Below are 19,259 nucleotides of genomic sequence, written 5' to 3' on the forward strand. Positions count from 1 at the left end.
GATAGAGAATTTTTAGTTATTTTCTATTCGTCCGATTTTTGTATTTTGAATAAAGCGTTAATTACATAGTCTTTTCATATTGGTGGATTTTAAAATCAACTTAGCCACCTATAAATGAAAAACGTCACGTGAATTTCATGTTATTATTGAGGCTCTCACACTCTTCAATAAAGGGATGAATTCACATGACGCAAACCTAGTGTAACACGATTAAACATAGAGGAACACACCTAACTTATGAAGAACGGATTCGCAACGCTTAAAGATTTAGGTTTTTCTAATCGTGCTATTGCTCATGAATTAGGACGTGTAAATCAAACAATTCATAAGTAAAAAACATGATACCAGTGAAAATCAATATAAAATGTTACGTCGATTTATACCTAAAGGAACTGATCTATCAACTGTGAGTCAATGTCGCATAAAATAAATGCAACAATTTATGAATGATTATCTTAGAAAAATATTAGAGTATGACACAGCTCATCATAGAAGAACTCAAGCATTAAAAGCATTAAATCTATTATAATCATTTAACAGCTAAATACTTTAGCTGTTATTAACCCAAGATGAGTAATAGATAAAATATCTACCAGTCATTTTGGGTTTACAAAATAGAAAAGAGCCTAAAACGTTAGTACTACTTAAAAATATAAGTGGCTAACTTAAACTTGAAATTTACGAAAATTAGTAGAACAATAATTTCTTTAAAAGCCAAAAGTGTACATTTAATTAACATTTTCAAAACTTATTATTTTCAATCTTTATAAATGTTAAAATCAACTTATAATTACATAATTTTATAGGGGGATATATATTTTGGCAAAATCATTTAAGTTTATAGTCTTTATTATGGTTACATTATTAGTGTTATCTGCTTGTGGTAATAAAGAAGAACATCATAACAAGGATACAGTGGCAATTAAGGATGCTTATGGTACAGAACATGTAACTAAAAATCCTAAAAGAGTCGTTGTATTAGAATATACTTTTATTGATCATTTAGCTGCACTAGGAATGACACCAGTAGGTATTGCGGATGAAGGTAGTGATAAGAACATTACTAAACCAGTAAGAGATAAATTGGGAAAATACGAATCAGTTGGTACACGTGAACAACCTAATTTAGAAAAAATTAGTCAACTCAAACCAGATTTAATTATTGCAGATGAAAGTCGTCATAAAAAAATTAGAAAAGATTTAAAGAAAATTGCACCAACACTTATGCTAGTTAGTGGCGCAGGTGATTATGATGACAACATGAAATCATTTAAAACGGTCTCTAAAGCTTTAAATAAAGAAAAAGAAGGACAACAAAGGTTAGAAAAGCATGATAAAATTCTTGCAGAAGCTAAAAAGAAAGTTGAGCAAAGTAATTTGAAATCTGCGTTTGCCTTTGGTGTTTCTCATAAAGGCATGTTTATAAATACAGAAGAAACGTTTATGGGTGAATTTTTAAATAAAATGGGTGTCAAAGCTGAATTGCCAAAATCACAAACAGATCATATCGGTAAACAAAAAGATGGTCCATACAAATATTTAAATAATGAAGAACTGGCTGATATTGATCCTAAAGTAATGATTGTAGCTAGTAATGGCAAAACAGATAAGAATAGAACTACATTTATTGATCCTAAAGTTTGGAAGTCATTACAAGCAGTTAAAGATAATAAAGTATATGATGTTGACCGTAATAAATGGATGCAATTTAGAGGTGTAATTTCAAGTGAGAGTATGGCACACGATTTAGAAAAAATTGCTGAACAAAGTAAATAAATAACTAAATATGATGATTAAAATCAATCCAACCTTTACTATAATTATTGGGTTGATTTTTTTGTTGTTAACAAAAAACAGATTTTAGATAATATAACAACTTATCTAAAATCTGTTGTATGTTTATGTTATTGATTTTTATTACCTGACATTTTATTACGAATAAATTTAACTACATATCCTACAATAAGAATTCTTGCAATTCGTTTAATAATATTTTGCATTTTTTCAACTCCAATAATTAATTATAGAGTTTATATACCCATATTGATTGATTGTATGTGTATATTATGTTGTTTTTTCTTTCTTAGGAAAGACAATATAACCATCTTTATCAGCTTTTTTAGTGAATATAACTATAATAGCATTGATAATGGCAACAACACTTGGTATGCCTGTCCAGAAAAACAGTAAGTGTAATAATCCTTGACCAAATTGATCAGCATAAAATTTATGAACACCTACGCCTCCAAGAAATATTGCTACTAATACATAAATTGTTTTATTAACCTTCATAACGTTAAACTCCTTTTATTAATATATAATAATTTCGTCTTGTCGTATCAGCTTAATATCATCATATCATTTTCAAGCTAAATATTTTAACAAAATCAAATATTTATTATAATAAAGTGATAAAGGGAGAGGATTGATAGCCATGATTCGACAAGCAACAATATCTGATTGTCCAACAATTGCACAATTAATTTATATCGTGTGGCAAGATATGGAGTTAGATATGGTAAAAGAAATACCTAAAGCACAGGTCATTGATGCTATTATCAAAAGTTGTACTGAGGTGACTTATAGAACGTATTATCAACATATATGGGTCTATGAAGTAGGTGGAGAAATAGCAGGTTGTATTATAGCTTATAATGCGAACAAAGAACTAACGTATGAACAAAATTGGACAACACTTGATTTACCATTACATATAAAGAAATTTGGCTCTCCATTACCTGTTAAAGAAGCAAAAGATAATGAGTATTATATTGAAACTGTAGCTGTTTTTGACCGATTTAGAAGGCAAGGTATCGCTACGAAATTAATAACATATCTGCTTCAACAACAGCCAACATTACTTTGGAGCTTAAATTGCGATAAATATAATGAACAAGCATTTAAGTTATATCAAAAAGTAGGATTTACATATGAAGATGACATTACATTATATGGACATGACTATTATCATATGGTTTATTAAACTCTAATGGACAAGTAAACATAAAAAACTCGTTAAAACGATTGAATCGTCTTAACGAGTGTTATGTGTTAAATGCTATTTAAATACCTGCTAAAACAGCACTAATATAAATTCCTAGAGCATATAATAAGCCGAAGTAGGTATTAGTTTTACCTGCAGCTGCCATTGCTGGCATCATCGTTTGAGGTGTGTCATTTTTTTTGAATCGTCTAATCACTTTAATTGGCATTGGGAAAGAAAATAAGACGAGTAAGTAAAATAGTGAACCACCTGGTTTAATAAATATAGTTACAATTACAAATAAATAAGCAATGATATACATAATAGCCATAAATGTGATTGAAGCTTTTTTGCCTAAAAGGATAGGTAATGTTCTTCGTCCACTGGTTTTATCTTTAACGCGATCACGAATATTATTTGCCATATTGATTAATCCAATAGTAATGACGATTGGGACACTTAGCCAAACTGCATAGGTTTGAATATTACCAGTTTGAATAAAGAATGAAATGAGTATAATGATCATTCCCATAAAAACACCAGAAAATAATTCGCCAAATGGTGTCCATGAAATTGGGTAAGGTCCGCCTGTATATAAATAACCTACGGCCATACATACTAATCCAACAGGTAAAATCCAAAATGAACTATAAAATGCTAAGAAAATACCTAAAATAGCAGCAATAATATAGAAAGCGATAGCTAAGCGCATTACTAATTGCGGACTCATGCCATTACGTACAATTGCGCCACCAATTCCAACTGATTCATGATCATCAAGACCTTTTTTATAATCGTAATATTCATTAAACATATTAGTAGCTGCTTGAATTAACAAACAAGCTAACAACATTGCTAGAAAGATTATAATTTTAATGTGGTCTTCACTACCAAGAAAGTAAAGTTTTGAAGCGGCAGTACCCACTAAAACTGGCACTACGGCAGCAGTTAATGTATGAGGACGCATCAATTGCCAATATTTGTTAACAGTAGAATATTGTTGATATTGATTTGCCATTGATTTCATAACCTCTTTAAAATTTATTTTAATAACAAAATTAGTGTAATAGAAAGTAGCATAAAGGTCAATGAACGTATAAAATTGCTCAATTGTTTTAAGCAATTCTAGTAACACATTTATTTAAAAATGATACAATATAATAATGAGTGAAAAAAGACTAGGAAAGAAGTGAAATGAATGACTACGGGCATAGATAAGGACTATATTACAAGTGAAATATATGAATGCTCTAAAGAATGGGTTTCTGTTGAAGTTAAATTAACTCAACAATTAGATCCGATTACATTATTTCAACTCACTGATAAGCATAGAGGAGATCGTTTTTATATGCGTTTGAATGATAATCAAACGTCATATTTTGGTTATGCAGCAGTTAAAATTTTTAAAAATAATTTTAAAAATAAGCAGTCTATCTTTAGAGAATGGGAAAAAGTAAAAGAAGACGTTGCATTAATAAATCCAAGTGAAACGAAACATCATTTAAGAATAGTAGGAGGATTCCAATTTTCAAGTCATAAGTCTGATGATGAATGGCGTGAATTTGGTTTAAATCATTTTGTATTACCACAAGTACTTATTTCGATAGATCACAATGATTGCTATTTAACTTATACTGTAAAACGTAATGACTTTGATATTGAGCAATTTAGTGAATTAGTTGATCGTTTCAATGGACTTGAAAAGAAGCCACTTGATATAACGATTGGTAATATTACGCGAATAGAAGATATCTATAAAGAGGACTGGCGTCAGTTAGTAAGTGAAGCTATTGATGCAATGAATAAAGATGAAAAAATTGTTTTAGCAAGAAGACGTTTGATTAAATATGATAGAGATATCAGTATTCCATTTATACTTAATCAAGCTTTATCAAAGGAAAAAAATAGCTATATCTTTTTATTAGAGTCTGATGATTCTATATTCTTCTCGCAAACACCTGAACAGTTGTTAAAGATTAGGAATCAAGTGTTATCTACAAAGGCAGTTGCTGGTACAATTAAAAGAACACATGATGAGGAAGAAGACCAACAACATATTGCAGCATTCTTAAAAGATAATAAGAATTTAAATGAACATCAATTTGTTGTAGACAGCATTTTACATGATATCAAGCCGTATGTCACAGATATCAATTATGATCAATCACCTAAAATTTTGAAAAATGATTATTTATATCATTTGTATACGGAAATAAAAGCACCTTTAAAACAAGCGTCTTACAGTGGACTAATAGACAATTTACATCCAACACCTGCATTAGGTGGGTATCCTAAAGAACAAGCTTTGGATTTTATTGAACAAAAAGAGTTTGGTACGAGAGGTCTTTATGGCGCACCAGTTGGTTTTATTGATCTGTATAATGATTGTGAATTTATTGTGGCAATACGTTCTATGTTAATTAAGCAAAATCAAGCTACATTATTTGCTGGCTGCGGTATTGTTAAAGATTCTAATGCCGATAGTGAAGTAGAGGAAACGAATTTGAAGTTTTCACCAATGATGAAAGCTTTAGGAGTTGATATGAGTGACAAATCATAACGAAGCATTAACGACGCAAGTTTATACATTTGCTTCAGAACTATATGCATATGGCGTAAGAGAAGTTGTTATTAGTCCTGGATCTAGGTCAACACCTTTAGCGATTGCTTTTGAAGCACATCCAAATATAACAACATGGATACATCCGGATGAACGTAGTGCAGCATTTTTTGCTTTGGGTTTAATTAAAGGTAGTGATAAACCTGTAGCAATATTATGTACATCAGGAACAGCAGCAGCAAATTATACACCAGCAATTGCTGAAAGTCAGATAAGTCGTTTACCATTAATTGTCTTAACGAGTGATCGACCACATGAATTAAGAAGCGTTGGTGCACCGCAAGCAATTAACCAAGTTAATATGTTTAATAATTACGTTAATTATGAGTTTGATATGCCAATTGCTGATAATAGTAAAGAATGTTTGGGTACAATACAGTATCAATTACAAATAGCTAGTCAATATTTATATGGACCACATAAAGGACCGATACATTTTAATTTACCGTTTAGAGATCCATTAACACCTGATTTAACAGTAACTCATCTGTTAACATCGCATCATAAATTAATACCACGTTATCAAAAGACAATTGATATTACTGATATTAAAGAAGTGTTAGCACGTCCAAAAGGTATGATTATTGTTGGTGATATGCAGCATCAAGAAATTGACCAGTTATTGACATATTCAACTATATTTGATTTGCCAATTTTAGCAGATCCTTTAAGTAAAATTCGTAAGTATCAACATCCTAATGTTATTACAACATATGATTTACTGTTTCGTTCGGGTTTAAAACCTCAAGTTGATTTCGTTATTAGAGTAGGGAAACCTGTCATTTCAAAACAGACGAATCAGTGGTTAAAAGCTTGTGATGCTTTTCAAATCATTGTGCAAAATAATGATAAAATCGATGTATTTCCAATTGAACCTAACGTAGCATATGATATGTCAGCCAATGACTTTTTCAGATCATTGATGAATGAAGATAGTGTCAATAGAAAATCATGGTTAACGTATTGGCATGACTTAGAGCATCAGGCTAGAGTTGAAATTCAACACTATATTGCATCAGCAAATGATGAAAGTGGATTTGTTGCACAGGTATTAGATAAAATACCTGATCATCATGCACTATTTGTTAGTAATAGTATGCCAATCAGAGATATTGATAATTTGTTTGTAAATCAGAACATTGATATTTATGCCAATCGTGGTGCTAATGGTATTGATGGTGTTACGTCAACAGCATTAGGTATGGCAGTACATAAAGATATTACACTTTTAATTGGTGATTTATCATTTTATCACGATATGAATGGCTTATTAATGTCTAAATTGAATGATATTCATATGAACATCATACTGTTAAATAATGATGGTGGAGGAATTTTTTCGTATTTACCTCAAAAAGACAGTGCTTCTGATTATTTTGAACGTTTATTTGGTACACCGACAGGATTGAATTTCGAACACGCAGCCTTAATGTATGACTTTAATTTCGTCAGAATGGATAATATTAGTGATTTTGCACAGTTATCATTATCTACGATAAGTTCGACAATTTATGAGCTGCAAACAAATCGTCAAAATAATTATCAGCAACACCAAAAATTATATAAGAAATTGAGTGAGATTGTTCATGCTAAATCATCATTTTTATAAGTCATCACATCATACGTCACAAGTTATCGTTCTATTACATGGCTTTATCAGTGATAGTCGCACTTATGATAAACACATTCAACATTTATTAATACAAAGTCATGTGCTAACAATTGATTTACCAGGACATGGTCAAGATACGTCATCTCATAATGAAGTGTGGCATTTTGATTTTATTACTAAAGCATTAGATAAAGTATTGTCGAATTATCATGATTATCAAATTTATTTATGTGGTTATTCAATGGGTGGTCGTGTCGCACTTTATTATGCTTTGAATGGTCAGTCACTTTTATCTGGACTGATATTAGAAAGTACGACAGCTGGTATTGAAGATGAGGTAGTGAAACAAGAGCGTATTCAAGTTGATCGTGCGCGTGCTAATGTGTTAGACATTGCTGGGATTGAAATGTTTGTTAATGATTGGGAACAATTACCATTATTTATGTCACAACAGCAATTAGCTAAAGAACTGCAGCAACAGATTAGACAACAACGTTTATCTCAAAATGCTACTAACTTAGCAAAAGCACTAAGAGATTATGGCACTGGACAAATGCCTAATTTATGGCCATTACTTCCATCAATCACTATACCAACCTTAATATTAGCTGGTGAATACGATGAAAAATTTGTGTCGATTGCCCAAAAAATGTCAAATTTGATTCCAAAGAGTAAATGTAACATTATTTCTGGTGTAGGACATACAATTCACGTGGAAGATAGAGCGGAATTTGATACAATAATATTAGGATTTTTAAAGGAGGAGCAAAATGACTACTAGACAATGGGAAACATTAAGAGAATATGATGAAATAAAATATGAATTTTTCGAAGGGATTGCGAAAGTTACTATTAATCGTCCAGAAGTAAGAAATGCTTTTACACCTAAGACGGTAGCTGAAATGATAGATGCATTTTCACGTGCTCGTGATGATCAAAATGTATCAGTCATTGTATTAACTGGTGAAGGAGATTTAGCATTCTGTTCTGGTGGCGATCAGAAAAAACGTGGACATGGTGGATATGTAGGCGAAGACCAAATCCCTCGCTTAAACGTGTTAGACTTACAACGTTTAATCCGTATTATTCCTAAACCTGTTATAGCAATGGTCAAAGGATATGCAGTTGGTGGCGGTAACGTCCTTAACGTTGTTTGTGACTTAACAATTGCAGCTGATAATGCTATCTTTGGGCAAACTGGTCCAAAAGTAGGATCATTTGATGCTGGTTACGGTTCAGGTTATTTAGCTCGTATCGTTGGACATAAAAAAGCACGTGAGATTTGGTACTTATGTCGTCAATATAATGCTCAAGAAGCATTGGATATGGGACTAGTTAATACTGTTGTACCATTAGAACAAGTGGAAGACGAGACTGTACAATGGTGTCGCGAAATTATGAAACATTCTCCAACTGCACTACGTTTCTTAAAAGCTGCAATGAATGCAGACACAGACGGTCTTGCTGGTTTACAACAAATGGCTGGAGATGCAACATTGCTTTATTATACAACTGATGAAGCCAAAGAAGGTCGCGATGCATTTAAAGAAAAACGTGATCCAGACTTTGACCAATTCCCAAAATTCCCATAAGGTAATAGCTTTCGGGATAACAATTAAATATTTGACAATGAATAAACCACTCATAAACAAGTTAGATGTTATGAGTGGTTATTTATTATTCAGCAGTATAAGTTTGTAAGAAATTTCTAAGACGTTTAATGCCTTCTTGTAATATTGACATATCATAGGCATAAGAAATTCTAACATAGCCTTTGCCTGCGCTAGTGAAAGCTGAACCAGGTACGATAGCAACATGTGCTTGTTCAAGAAGAGTTACACAAAACTCAAAATCATTATCAGTTAAATGCTTAATACTTGGGAAAATATAAAAAGCACCTTCAGGCTGTGCTGGAATTTCAAAACCAAGTTGTGTTAGCTGTTCAACTAAATAATCTCGACGTTCTATATAAGCTTGATTCATATAGGATGGCGCATCTAAGCCTTCATTGAGTGCTGCAATACACGCTTTTTGGGCAGGGACATTAGCACAAATGCAATTATAGGCATGCATAAAAGTTAATTTATCAATTAAATATTGTGGTCCAAGCAAGAATCCAATTCGTATACCTGTAGCTGAATGTGATTTACTTAAACCACCGATTAATAGCAATTGATCACGGATAGCATCAAATTGTGCAAATGACGTATGTGTATCAGTGAATGTATTTTCAGCATAAATTTCATCACTAATAATAAAGATGTCATGTTGTTTTAAGACATCTACAATTGCTGATACTTCATGCTGTTTTAATATTGCACCTGTTGGATTAGTAGGATAATTAAGTAAAATTGCTTTTGTGTTGTTCGTAATGTGGTTTTCAAGAGCTTCAGGCGTAATTTTAAAATGACTCGTTGATGTATCTATATAAATCGGATTACCGCCTAGAACTTCAATTAACGGTATATAACCAGCATAAATCGGGCCAGGAATAAGTATGTCATCACCAGGTTCAATAATACAACGTAATGCAGTATCTATGGCTTCACTAGCACCATTAGTTATAATGATTTCTTCTGGATCATAGAAAAAGTGATATTTATTATAAAAATAGTTGCTAACTACCTGTCGAGTCTCAAGTAATCCTTTATTATGAGAATAAGAGGTTTCATTATCCTCTATAGCTTTAATATAGGCATTTTTAACTACATCCGGCATTGGAAAATCGGGTTGACCAATCGTTAAGTTAATGCAATCATCAATATCTTTCATACGATTTGAAAATTGTCTAATGCTAGGAGCCCTTAAAAATTTAGAATTTGAATTTAATGACAGTTCCATTGTTACACCTCATATATTATAGCGAATATTTATTATCTAAAAATTTAGAAATTAGTATTATCATAACATACTTTAAGGAAGTAGCATTAGATTTATATAGGAAAAATGAATACTGATAGGGGATATAATTTTAATGATTACTGAACCTTAAGTTTAATAATGGGGATTTGACATTGCTTTAAGTAAAGCAATAAAGCAGAAACTAATAAAAGTAGATGATTTGTGACAAGACATACTAGCGTTAATTATATAAATCGTTCATGTAAGTCAATGTCAAAATTTTAAAAAAGAGTGGACGTCGTAAGCTATTTTTAAAATTGATTACGTTATCCACTCTGTCAATACTGACTGGTTTCATAAAATATTGATGCATTTTTATAATTTACAATCTAAACAATTACGACTGAATATAGTTTATATCACAACAATTTTATTTATGTGCAATAATTAGCGGTAAATTAAAATTAACCTTTAAATTGTGAAGGTTGTTTTAAATTTATTATTGGATTCGTCCATTTACAAACAACATTAGATGACAATATGATTACAATAATGGTCGAAATGACAACTAAAAATACATAAATCATAATTGAATGTGTTCCTTTAAAAGGATACCAACCTAGTCCTCTAACTATGCCAATAACTAAACCATGTAACAAGTATATATACATCGTTCTTTGACCTATATATGTATAAAATTGCTTATGTTTTGGTACTAAATTTAAAAAAGCATACATCGCAACTAATATTACCATATACAATAATAAACGTTTAAATGGACTGAATATATTTGATCCTTCATGTTCTAATGAAGTGTATGGAGAAGCACCCAACAACCAATCAGCATTAATCGGATGAATAATGTAAATGATAAAGTAAACAAAGAAAATGATAATTGATGCTGGTATCCATTTCTTTTGTCTAAATATCATTGTTCTATCTTTAGTAAATAAATAACCGATGTAAAAGATTGGGAAAAAGACAATGGTTCTTGAAATACTTAAGTAACTATCAATATTTACTGAAAAGCCAGCTATCACTGAAAAAATAATTGATACAATTAATACTTTAGTAGGATTAAACCTGCGTACTATTACTAAAATGACATGAAAGAAAAAGAGTGTCATTAAAAACCACAATGCAAATACTGGATTAAATGGATCTAATTGTAAGTCATCGCTTTTTCCTGTCAAAAAATAATAGATAGAGAAAAACATAAAGAAAATGATATAAGGTATTAATAATCTTTTTGCAATTTTTTCTAGATAGAATGGTTGATCTATATTTTTAGCAAAATAACCTGATATAAATAAAAATGTTGGCATGTGAAAACTATAAATTACTAAATAAAGCGCTGATAAATATTTGTCTCCACTAGTATAAGGTTGTAACATATGTCCAAATACAACTAAAAAGATAAGTATTGCGCGTGCGTTATCAAAGAAGTAATCTCTATCTTTTAATGTAGTCATTGTTTGTCTCCTTTATTTCTTAAGACTGTTACTAATTTATTATATTTAGAACTAGTTATGCAACAATTTTGTCTAAACTGTCGAATAGTATTGTCTATTTAATAAAAAAATAATATAATATTATAAATAAAATGTAGTGGAGTAGAACAACATGTACAAACAACTAGAAAAGCTAATTACACTGACAAACAATGATTTGAACTTAGTAAACAGACGATTTGGCCAACGAAGTGATATTACGGGTGATCAACTTGAATTATTACGTATACTTTATAATTTTGATCGACTATCACAATATGATTTAACGATGAAGATTAGCAGGGAACAGTCGATAGTATCACGCTGGATAAAAAAATTAGTACAAAAGGGATATATTACAAGTCAACAATCGAATGAGGATTTAAGATGTAAAGAGTTGATATTAACTGACAAAGCAAGAACACTAATAACGCAAATTAATAATGCTAGATGTGAGTTAATTGAAGCAAGATGCCAGTGTTTATCATCTGATGAATTACAACAATTAAATCAATTACTAGATAAATTAAACCAAAGACGCATTATGTTGTAAGAGAAGAGCAATATCATGATAAATAAATGTATAAAAATATATAGAATCATCGCTAATATATGAATGACCTATTTTTAAAGTTCATACATATTTTAGCGATTTTTTATAAGTAATGTTGTAACTAACTGTGTTTAAATGATTATAATAAGGTTCACTTTTTTGTGGCTGATAAATTATGGTAGATTTTATAATCATTACATATCAATCTAATTTAGTAGAGAAACTATAATAACGGCTCATTGTCAAATTCGATTGGTAAGATAACTTTCAAATTATCTTATCAACTGAAGTTATTATAGAGTCATTTAATATAGAACCCTTAACAACTATAGTCGATTGATAGTTGTATTAAAATACCCCAAATGCTGATGACATTCAGCATTTGGGGTTCAATTTTTAGTGGTTAAGTTAATTTTAAATTTATAATGAGCTACTAATTTGGGTAGTAGTGAAACTCAAATTAGTTATATTTTGGAATATCGAAGTATTTACCAACCTCACCAATTTTATCATATAAGCCTTTGATAATTTGTGCATTAATATTAGCCCAATCAATATCAGTAGCATATTGATGTGTACCAGGGTGGCTTGGATTCCATCTCATTTTATAAAGTGTATTTTGTCCAGCTTTAATATAAGATTGACCGATAAATTTAGCACCACCAACAATTGCTTTAGATACAGAATTCCATCCTGCATTTTTAGCATAATTTATAGCGCCATATAATGGATTATTATCAAATGCTGCGATACCAAATACGTTATGATATTTAGTTGTTGTATTAGTTACAACACGACCATTAACAATATTTGCACCTTTAGCTAATTGTGATTTACCATTACCTGTTTCAAGTAAGGCATGTGAGATTAAGTAGACTTCGTTAATACCATATTTCTTAGCTGCTTCGCTAAATGCAGCACCTTGGTTTTCTAATACGCCTTTACCTTTTAAGAATTTATTGATTTTATCAACTGAAATATTCTGTGGTTGATCAAGACGTAAAAATTGATATCTAAGTGCTGAGTCTTTAGCTAAACGATTTGTATCCATAGCATATTTAATTTCACTATAGTTAGCATTTGTCCATGAACCAGCTACACGTTGTACTTGTGGACGATCATATAAATGAGATTGGATACTAGCAGCTTGATTCAACGTTTGTCCTGTTTTTGTGTATTTAATTAATTCTTTTGCAACATCACTTTCTTTAATCCAAACCAATTTACCGTTTGATAATTTACCGTAGAACCATTTTTGGCCATTAATAACTTGTTCTTTAATAACAGCAAATGGTTGCTCATGATAAGATTTTAAAGAATATTTATTAGCTGCATTAGGTGAAACGTAATAATAACCATTGTCATTTTTAATAACATATGTGTAGTTAACATCTTTAGCATTAGTTACAGTCGCAGGTTTAGAATTACCTGTTAAGTCTTTAGCGTTAACCCATCCAGTACGATTGTTAACAGTACCATATAGATAGACATCTTTGCCAACTGCTACTTGTTTAATAGCATTAAATGCTTTATTAGCAATTTGATTACCCGTTAAGATAATTTGATTCTTAGTTCCCCAAGGAATCATAGTTAAACCGCTATTTGTTGCATTCACTTTATATTGTTCAGTTGTTTTAACATCTTTTCCTAAATTTTGTAAATTTAAGTCTTTAACATTAAACCAACCAATAGGTGTGTTTTGACTTGAGTTATTTAATAGGACATAAGTTTCATTACCATGTGTACGTTGTTTTGTAACGACAAATGTACGGTCGGCATATCTTGTACCACTCTTAGCTGATTTATCATAAACTGAAGCGCGCACGCCACTATTTTTAGCATTTACTTGTGCAATTTTGCTAACAGTTTGAGTTGTATTTGTTGCAGGTACAGATTTAGCTATTGGTTTAACAGCTGAAACTGGTTTAACTGATGTCTTAGTTGCTACTGGAGCAGTTAAATAATATTTACTAATCCAACCACTTTGCCCATTAACCGTACCATATAGATAAATTGCTTTATCAATTTGTTGTTGTTTAGTAGCTTTAAATGTTTGATTACCATTGCCTGATACTTTACCAGCCACTTGTTTATAACTACCCCAAGGTACTGTGTATAAGTTAGAACCTGATTTAACAGTGTAAGTTTCATTTACTTTAATAGGTGACTTAGCAGTGTTATATGTTACATCGCCTTCTTTAACCCATCCTAAAGCTTTACCACTATTATAGTCTTGTACTAAATAGAATTTTTGGTTATTCAATGTTGCTGTTTTTGAAACGGCAAATGTTTTTTGAATTTCTTTTGTTGCTTTACCAGTTTTATCATAAACAGTTGTGAAAAGACCATTATTTGATGATTTGATTTGAGCTACACCATTGTTAGCAACAACTGTTAAATTGTTTGTTGTAGGTTTAGTAGCAGGTTTAGATGGTGTTGATGGTTTAGGTGTATTATTAGCTAATTCTGACAAGTAGTATTTGCTTACCCAACCAGTAATACCATTAACTGAGCCATATAAATAAATTGCTTTATCAATTTGTTGTTGTTTAGTGGCTTTGAATGTTTGGTTTTTTGAACCAGATACTTTACCAGCTACTTGCTTTGATGTACCCCAAGGTACTGTGTAAATATTTGTTGCAGGTTTAATACTGTAAGAATGGTTTACAGCAGTAGGGGATTTAGCAGTATTGTATACTACATCACCTTGTTTAACCCATCCTAATTTTTTACCACTATTATAGTCTTGGACTAAATAAAACTTTTGATTATTTAATGTAGCAGTTTTAGATACTGCTAATGTTTTTTGAGTTTCTTTAGTGGCTTTACCAGCTTTATCATACACGGTAGTATATAGACCATTATTTGATGGTTTAATTTGAGCTACACCATTATTAGCAGCAACAGTTAAATTATTTGCTGCAGGTTTAGATGGTGTTGATGGCTTAGATGTTGATCCACTAGTCGTTCCAGATGATGGTGCTCCCCAAGCAGCAACTTTACCCATTTTAATTAAGTATTTTTCATTAATTAAATCATATAATTCATTATAACTGTAGTTATGGCTAGCTAAGTAACCGTGTGGATCGGCATGGTCAGTTCCACCTAGGAAATTACTAATTGCATAGTGAGTCCATACTGTACCTCGACCATCTTTTTCAGCACTATCAGGAACTAAACCATAATATTGTAATTGTGTAGCAGCATAATCTGCATAGTTATTCATTGAACGCGCAAATGAAGCATAATCATGTGTATGTACTATTTCAACGTTGATGAAACGATTGTTGGCGTTTGGACCTGCACCCCAAGATAAGTAATCTGTAGGATGTGTTTCAATAATTCTATTACCATCTACAAATGCATGTACGAAAGCATTATTATAATTATTTTTCATATAATTAATTTCACCAGTAATAGTGGAATTATCATTTGCAGTATCATGTACAACAATACCTTCAGGTTTACCTACACCATGTCTATAACCATATTTAGGGAAGTAAGAAGTATAATCTTCTTCAATTTTTGGTGCTTGAAGTTTATTTCTACGAATATAATCATTAATTGATGAATTAACTTGTGGTTTATACTTCGGTAAACTTTTAGTAGTTGTTGACGTTTTAGCAAGTAACATTCTTGGTTTGGCGATAGAACTAAATGTTGCAACACGTGGTGTAACATTATTAGTTGATTCGCTTACTGTTGCTGCTTTGTCATTTGCTTGAGTTGTCGCTGGTTGAGCTAAAGATTTTAATGTTTGTGGATTGATCTCAGTATGACTTTCATTTTCTGTTACATCGTCGTCTTCATCATCATCAAAGCGATATCCCGAACTGTTTGTATTATTATCTAAAGTTTGAATAACTTTATGCTCATCTTGCTTTTTAACGTCTTGTTGATCGTTTGCTTGAGTAGTTGTTTGTTGTTTAGTTGTTTCAGTCTGTTGATTTGTCTCAGCATTTTTATTAGCTATAGCTTGGTTTTGTTGTTGAGCGTTATCTACTGTCGTAACTTCTTCATTTGTGTGACTACCTTGTTGTTCGTTAGTAACTTGAGCATCAGAATTTTGTTCATTATCAGTTTGTTGTTGAGCTGCTGATGATGCATTGTCTTCATTAACTGTTTGATCTGATACATTATCATTAGCTTGCTGGTCTTTAGAGCTTTCTGATTTAGCCTCACTATTAGCAACTTGAGTTTTTTCTTCTAATGAAGCATCATGGGTTTTTGTTGTGTCAGCAGTTTTTGGTTGAACAATTGATGGATCTTGATAAACTTGTGTGCCTGAGATATTTTGCGTTGGATTTGAAACCTCAGATTTAGCTTGGTTAGTTTTATTTAATGTTTTGTTACTATCTAAGACGTTTTTATTAGATGTTTGATCCTGAGTTGTTTCAGCAGCTTGTGCATGATGTGCAGTAAATGCTGTACCAACTAAAGTTAAAGCCACCATTGAAGGTACTTTATAATTGAACTTTTTCGCCATTATATATATTACTCCTAACATTTATTAATTTATTAACATTATAGTATTTGCTTGAAATTCTGTATGGTATTTAATCAATTTGTAATATACTCTTAATTTAAAAAAAGTCATAATTTAGCACAATAAAGTTAAGCTAAACCAATAGGGACGTGTGAAAATAAATAAAATTGTCGTCAACTTAACTTAAGTATTATTACAAACATTTTAAAAAGAATCATACGTTGTTGTAATATTTTGTCATACCTTTTTCGACATTTTAATGTGTTCGATTCCTTCTTCTAAAAAGACTTTCCCATGTGTTTCATAATTTAAACTTTTATAGAAATCTTGTGCCTGAATTTGAGCATTTAAAATTAATGTCTTGTAGTTTAGCTGTTGAGCTATCTTTTCTATGGCAATCATTAGCGCTTGACCTTGACCTTGTCCGCGATATTGTTTTAACACAGCGACGCGTTCAATCTTTGCTGTTTGTTCATCTATAGGGCGCAATCTTAATGTAGCAAACGGTATATCATTCTCATAACCAATTAAATGGGTAGAACTATCTTCGTAGTTATCTATTTCATGCTCTAATGGGACCCCTTGTTCGTTTACAAATACTTCTTCTCTAATTTTAAAACAGTCTTGTAACATTGCAGCATTAATTACTTGATTAAACATTAAATACCTCCTTTTTAATTTAATTTATCAATAATAGCATAAAATTAAGGAAAATTGACTTATCTATCAAATAGCTAAAAAAACTGTAATATGTACGTCATTTGTTAGTACATATTACAGTTTAACTTAGTATTATTAAATCGATTAATTTTATAGGGCTTCTTTTCTAATGATAGCAGTATATTGCCAAAATATTCGCATTTGAGCAATGTTCCAATTATTCATTCCCATAGTAAATCCAGATGGTTTAAATAAATTAACATCCGTTACTTCAAGTGCTGCAGCAATTAAATATTGCAATGGGATGCTAATTGTTTTCATCGTTTCCGTAATACCATGTTCATCATATACCCATGAGAAAGGTAGCTCTGATTCAAAAACATCTACTTTATCAAAGATTTCTGGAAGTGCAACAATGTAACAAGCACCATCAACTATTGGATTATCGATGATATTTTTATAGTAAATTAATAGTGCTTCGTAATTTTCGCGATGTTCGTGATTAACATAGAAAAATTCATTTCGAAAATGTGCCATATCTTTACTATGCACAATTTGTTGTTCAAGTATATTAAACATGCCATTAATGTTTGCAATCTTTTCGTATGTTTTGCGACTCATTTTATGAATACCTCCATTTTAGTTAATAGACAGATTGATTATAATCAGGTGCTCCCATTTGATTATTATTCATTTGCTGGTTCTGATTTGGGATAGCTTGTTGTTGATTATTTGTCGGCACTTGGTAGTTATTTTGTGGTGATTGTTGCTCATTATTATTCTCTTGATTGTCTTTGTCTTCGTCTTTATCTTTATCTGTGTCAGTAGTATCTCGCTGAGCTTTTCTTAATAAGCTCTCATCTAGTTCTGTTAATGGTATTAATGATCCGTATTTGTCTATAACACGTTGATCTAAGAAATCTTTTTTATTTGTAATTTCAGGTAAATCTAAATCTTTACGTAATAGGTTAGAATATTTTTGAATACTGTCGACACTAGGGTGATAGTAATAAATATTATTTAAAAAGTCATCTTTACCTTTTAATTGAGCTGTCTTGATATCAACATCACTAGATAAATACATTTTAGCTAATGATTTAATTTCTGAATTAGTTAAATTATGTTTAGCATTTTTTCCGACAATTTGTATCACATCATCTAATTTAGCAACTGAATCAACATTCTGAGCTTTTTTGAATAAGATTTTAATTAATTCCATTTGTCGTTGTCCACGTTTTAAGTCAGAATCGTGATGTCTCGTTCTAGCTACTGCTAAAGCTTGATCACCATTTAATTTTTGATAACCTTTTTTTATTTTAATTTTACCGGTATCATCTGTATTTGGTTCATTTAAGTTATATGGTACATCGTAATAAATACCACCTAGTTCATCTACAGCTTCTACAAATGCTTTCATATTAACACGGACATAGTAATCAACAGGGACGTTCATCGTAGCTTCAACGGAATCCATTGCGGCAATAGGACCACCATAGGCATGTGCATGTGTAATTTTATCGTAATATCCTACTTTAGGAATATAACTAATAGTATCTCTAGGTATACTTAACATTCTAATTTGATGTTTATCTTGGTTGAAAGTACTTAAAATCATAGCATCTGAACGAGAATGTTCATCTGTTTGACCATTTTTACGTCTACCTTCATTATCATCAATACCTAGAAATAAGATTGAGATGGGTTGCTTTTCAGGATTTACTTTACCATCTCTTAAATTTGATTGTCTATTAGCATTTTTACTATCTTGTGATGAGTTAAAAGCCTCTTCGGAAGTCTTGAACAATATAGTTGCAAAGACAACTGGAATAACAAGGAGAACTAATGCTAGAAGAATCAGAAAGTATTTTAAAAATTTATTCATTGTTGATACTCCTATATTTATTTTTTAGTGTAATTATTATATTAATTATCTTCGGATTTATATAGTTCTTAGACAGTTAATTAACTTACATTTATTAATACATTATAGCCTTAAATTGTAGTACTTTATAGC

Annotated in this window: 16 protein-coding genes; 7 read left to right on the top strand and 9 right to left on the bottom strand. The window is 31.0% G+C overall.

From position 1 onward, the window contains the following. The first annotated feature begins 852 nt into the window (after window positions 1-852). Window positions 853-1,776, top strand: a complete 924-nt coding sequence (locus CD113_RS06605) for an ABC transporter substrate-binding protein (RefSeq protein ID WP_050801503.1) — start codon at window positions 853-855, stop codon at window positions 1,774-1,776. A 128-nt stretch (window positions 1,777-1,904) separates the two neighbouring features. On the opposite strand, the gene CD113_RS12875 is transcribed toward CD113_RS06605, so the two are convergent. Further along, entirely contained in the window at window positions 1,905-2,000 is a 96-nt protein-coding gene (locus CD113_RS12875) for an SAR1012 family small protein (RefSeq protein WP_002462661.1), read from the bottom strand. A 64-nt stretch (window positions 2,001-2,064) separates the two neighbouring features. Then, on the bottom strand, window positions 2,065-2,292 hold the full coding sequence (locus tag CD113_RS06610) for a TM2 domain-containing protein (protein ID WP_002462662.1): 228 nt from the start codon (window positions 2,290-2,292) through the stop codon (window positions 2,065-2,067). A gap of 142 nt (window positions 2,293-2,434) precedes the next feature. Between CD113_RS06610 and CD113_RS06615 the strand changes: the two genes are divergently transcribed. Continuing rightward, window positions 2,435-2,983: a GNAT family N-acetyltransferase gene (locus CD113_RS06615; RefSeq protein ID WP_002462663.1), complete on the top strand. Its 549-nt coding sequence runs from the start codon at window positions 2,435-2,437 to the stop codon at window positions 2,981-2,983. Window positions 2,984-3,062: 79 nt separating this feature from the next. Here CD113_RS06615 and CD113_RS06620 read toward each other — a convergent pair whose 3' ends face one another. Further along, window positions 3,063-4,001, bottom strand: a complete 939-nt coding sequence (locus CD113_RS06620) for a 1,4-dihydroxy-2-naphthoate polyprenyltransferase (RefSeq protein WP_002462664.1) — start codon at window positions 3,999-4,001, stop codon at window positions 3,063-3,065. A gap of 180 nt (window positions 4,002-4,181) precedes the next feature. On the opposite strand from CD113_RS06620, the gene CD113_RS06625 reads away from it, so the two are divergent. The 4 genes from CD113_RS06625 to menB are packed head-to-tail and all read left to right on the top strand — an operon-like array spanning window position 4,182 to window position 8,807. Further along, a complete protein-coding gene (locus CD113_RS06625) occupies window positions 4,182-5,543 on the top strand; it encodes an isochorismate synthase (protein WP_002462665.1) in 1,362 nt (453 codons plus the stop codon). After that, on the top strand, window positions 5,530-7,212 hold the full coding sequence (gene menD, locus CD113_RS06630; protein ID WP_002462666.1) for a 2-succinyl-5-enolpyruvyl-6-hydroxy-3-cyclohexene-1-carboxylic-acid synthase: 1,683 nt from the start codon (window positions 5,530-5,532) through the stop codon (window positions 7,210-7,212). Before CD113_RS06625 ends, menD begins: the two co-directional genes overlap by 14 nt. Continuing rightward, window positions 7,190-7,996 carry a 2-succinyl-6-hydroxy-2,4-cyclohexadiene-1-carboxylate synthase gene (menH, locus tag CD113_RS06635; protein WP_002462667.1) on the top strand — a complete coding sequence of 269 codons (807 nt, stop codon included), beginning with the start codon at window positions 7,190-7,192 and terminating at the stop codon, window positions 7,994-7,996. The genes menD and menH overlap by 23 nt, the downstream gene beginning before the upstream one ends. After that, window positions 7,986-8,807, top strand: coding sequence for a 1,4-dihydroxy-2-naphthoyl-CoA synthase (gene menB, locus CD113_RS06640; RefSeq protein ID WP_002462668.1), 822 nt, complete (start codon window positions 7,986-7,988; stop codon window positions 8,805-8,807). Before menH ends, menB begins: the two co-directional genes overlap by 11 nt. 85 nt (window positions 8,808-8,892) lie before the next feature. Here menB and CD113_RS06645 read toward each other — a convergent pair whose 3' ends face one another. Both CD113_RS06645 and CD113_RS06650 read right to left on the bottom strand, forming a co-directional pair. After that, the gene (locus CD113_RS06645) at window positions 8,893-10,056 is read right to left on the bottom strand and encodes an aminotransferase class I/II-fold pyridoxal phosphate-dependent enzyme (RefSeq protein ID WP_002462669.1); all 1,164 of its coding nucleotides are present in this window, start codon (window positions 10,054-10,056) and stop codon (window positions 8,893-8,895) included. A 464-nt stretch (window positions 10,057-10,520) separates the two neighbouring features. After that, on the bottom strand, window positions 10,521-11,528 hold the full coding sequence (locus CD113_RS06650) for an acyltransferase family protein (RefSeq protein ID WP_002462670.1): 1,008 nt from the start codon (window positions 11,526-11,528) through the stop codon (window positions 10,521-10,523). Window positions 11,529-11,679: 151 nt separating this feature from the next. Here CD113_RS06650 and CD113_RS06655 point away from each other — a divergent pair, with 151 nt between their 5' ends. Beyond that, window positions 11,680-12,099: a MarR family transcriptional regulator gene (locus tag CD113_RS06655; RefSeq protein WP_002462671.1), complete on the top strand. Its 420-nt coding sequence runs from the start codon at window positions 11,680-11,682 to the stop codon at window positions 12,097-12,099. 460 nt (window positions 12,100-12,559) lie between these two features. Here CD113_RS06655 and CD113_RS06660 read toward each other — a convergent pair whose 3' ends face one another. The 4 genes from CD113_RS06660 to CD113_RS06675 all read right to left on the bottom strand — a co-directional run bounded on the left by CD113_RS06660 (window position 12,560) and on the right by CD113_RS06675 (window position 19,127). Continuing rightward, entirely contained in the window at window positions 12,560-16,585 is a 4,026-nt protein-coding gene (locus tag CD113_RS06660; RefSeq protein ID WP_002462672.1) for a glucosaminidase domain-containing protein, read from the bottom strand. Between the two features lie 237 nt (window positions 16,586-16,822). Next, entirely contained in the window at window positions 16,823-17,245 is a 423-nt protein-coding gene (locus CD113_RS06665; protein WP_002462673.1) for a GNAT family N-acetyltransferase, read from the bottom strand. A gap of 150 nt (window positions 17,246-17,395) precedes the next feature. Next, on the bottom strand, window positions 17,396-17,866 hold the full coding sequence (locus tag CD113_RS06670) for a DUF2538 family protein (RefSeq protein ID WP_002462674.1): 471 nt from the start codon (window positions 17,864-17,866) through the stop codon (window positions 17,396-17,398). A 22-nt stretch (window positions 17,867-17,888) separates the two neighbouring features. Continuing rightward, the gene (locus CD113_RS06675; protein WP_002462675.1) at window positions 17,889-19,127 is read right to left on the bottom strand and encodes a polyisoprenyl-teichoic acid--peptidoglycan teichoic acid transferase; all 1,239 of its coding nucleotides are present in this window, start codon (window positions 19,125-19,127) and stop codon (window positions 17,889-17,891) included. Window positions 19,128-19,259: the final 132 nt, after the last annotated feature.

Source organism: Staphylococcus simiae (assembly GCF_002902085.1).
Taxonomy (GTDB): Bacteria; Bacillota; Bacilli; order Staphylococcales; family Staphylococcaceae; genus Staphylococcus; species Staphylococcus simiae.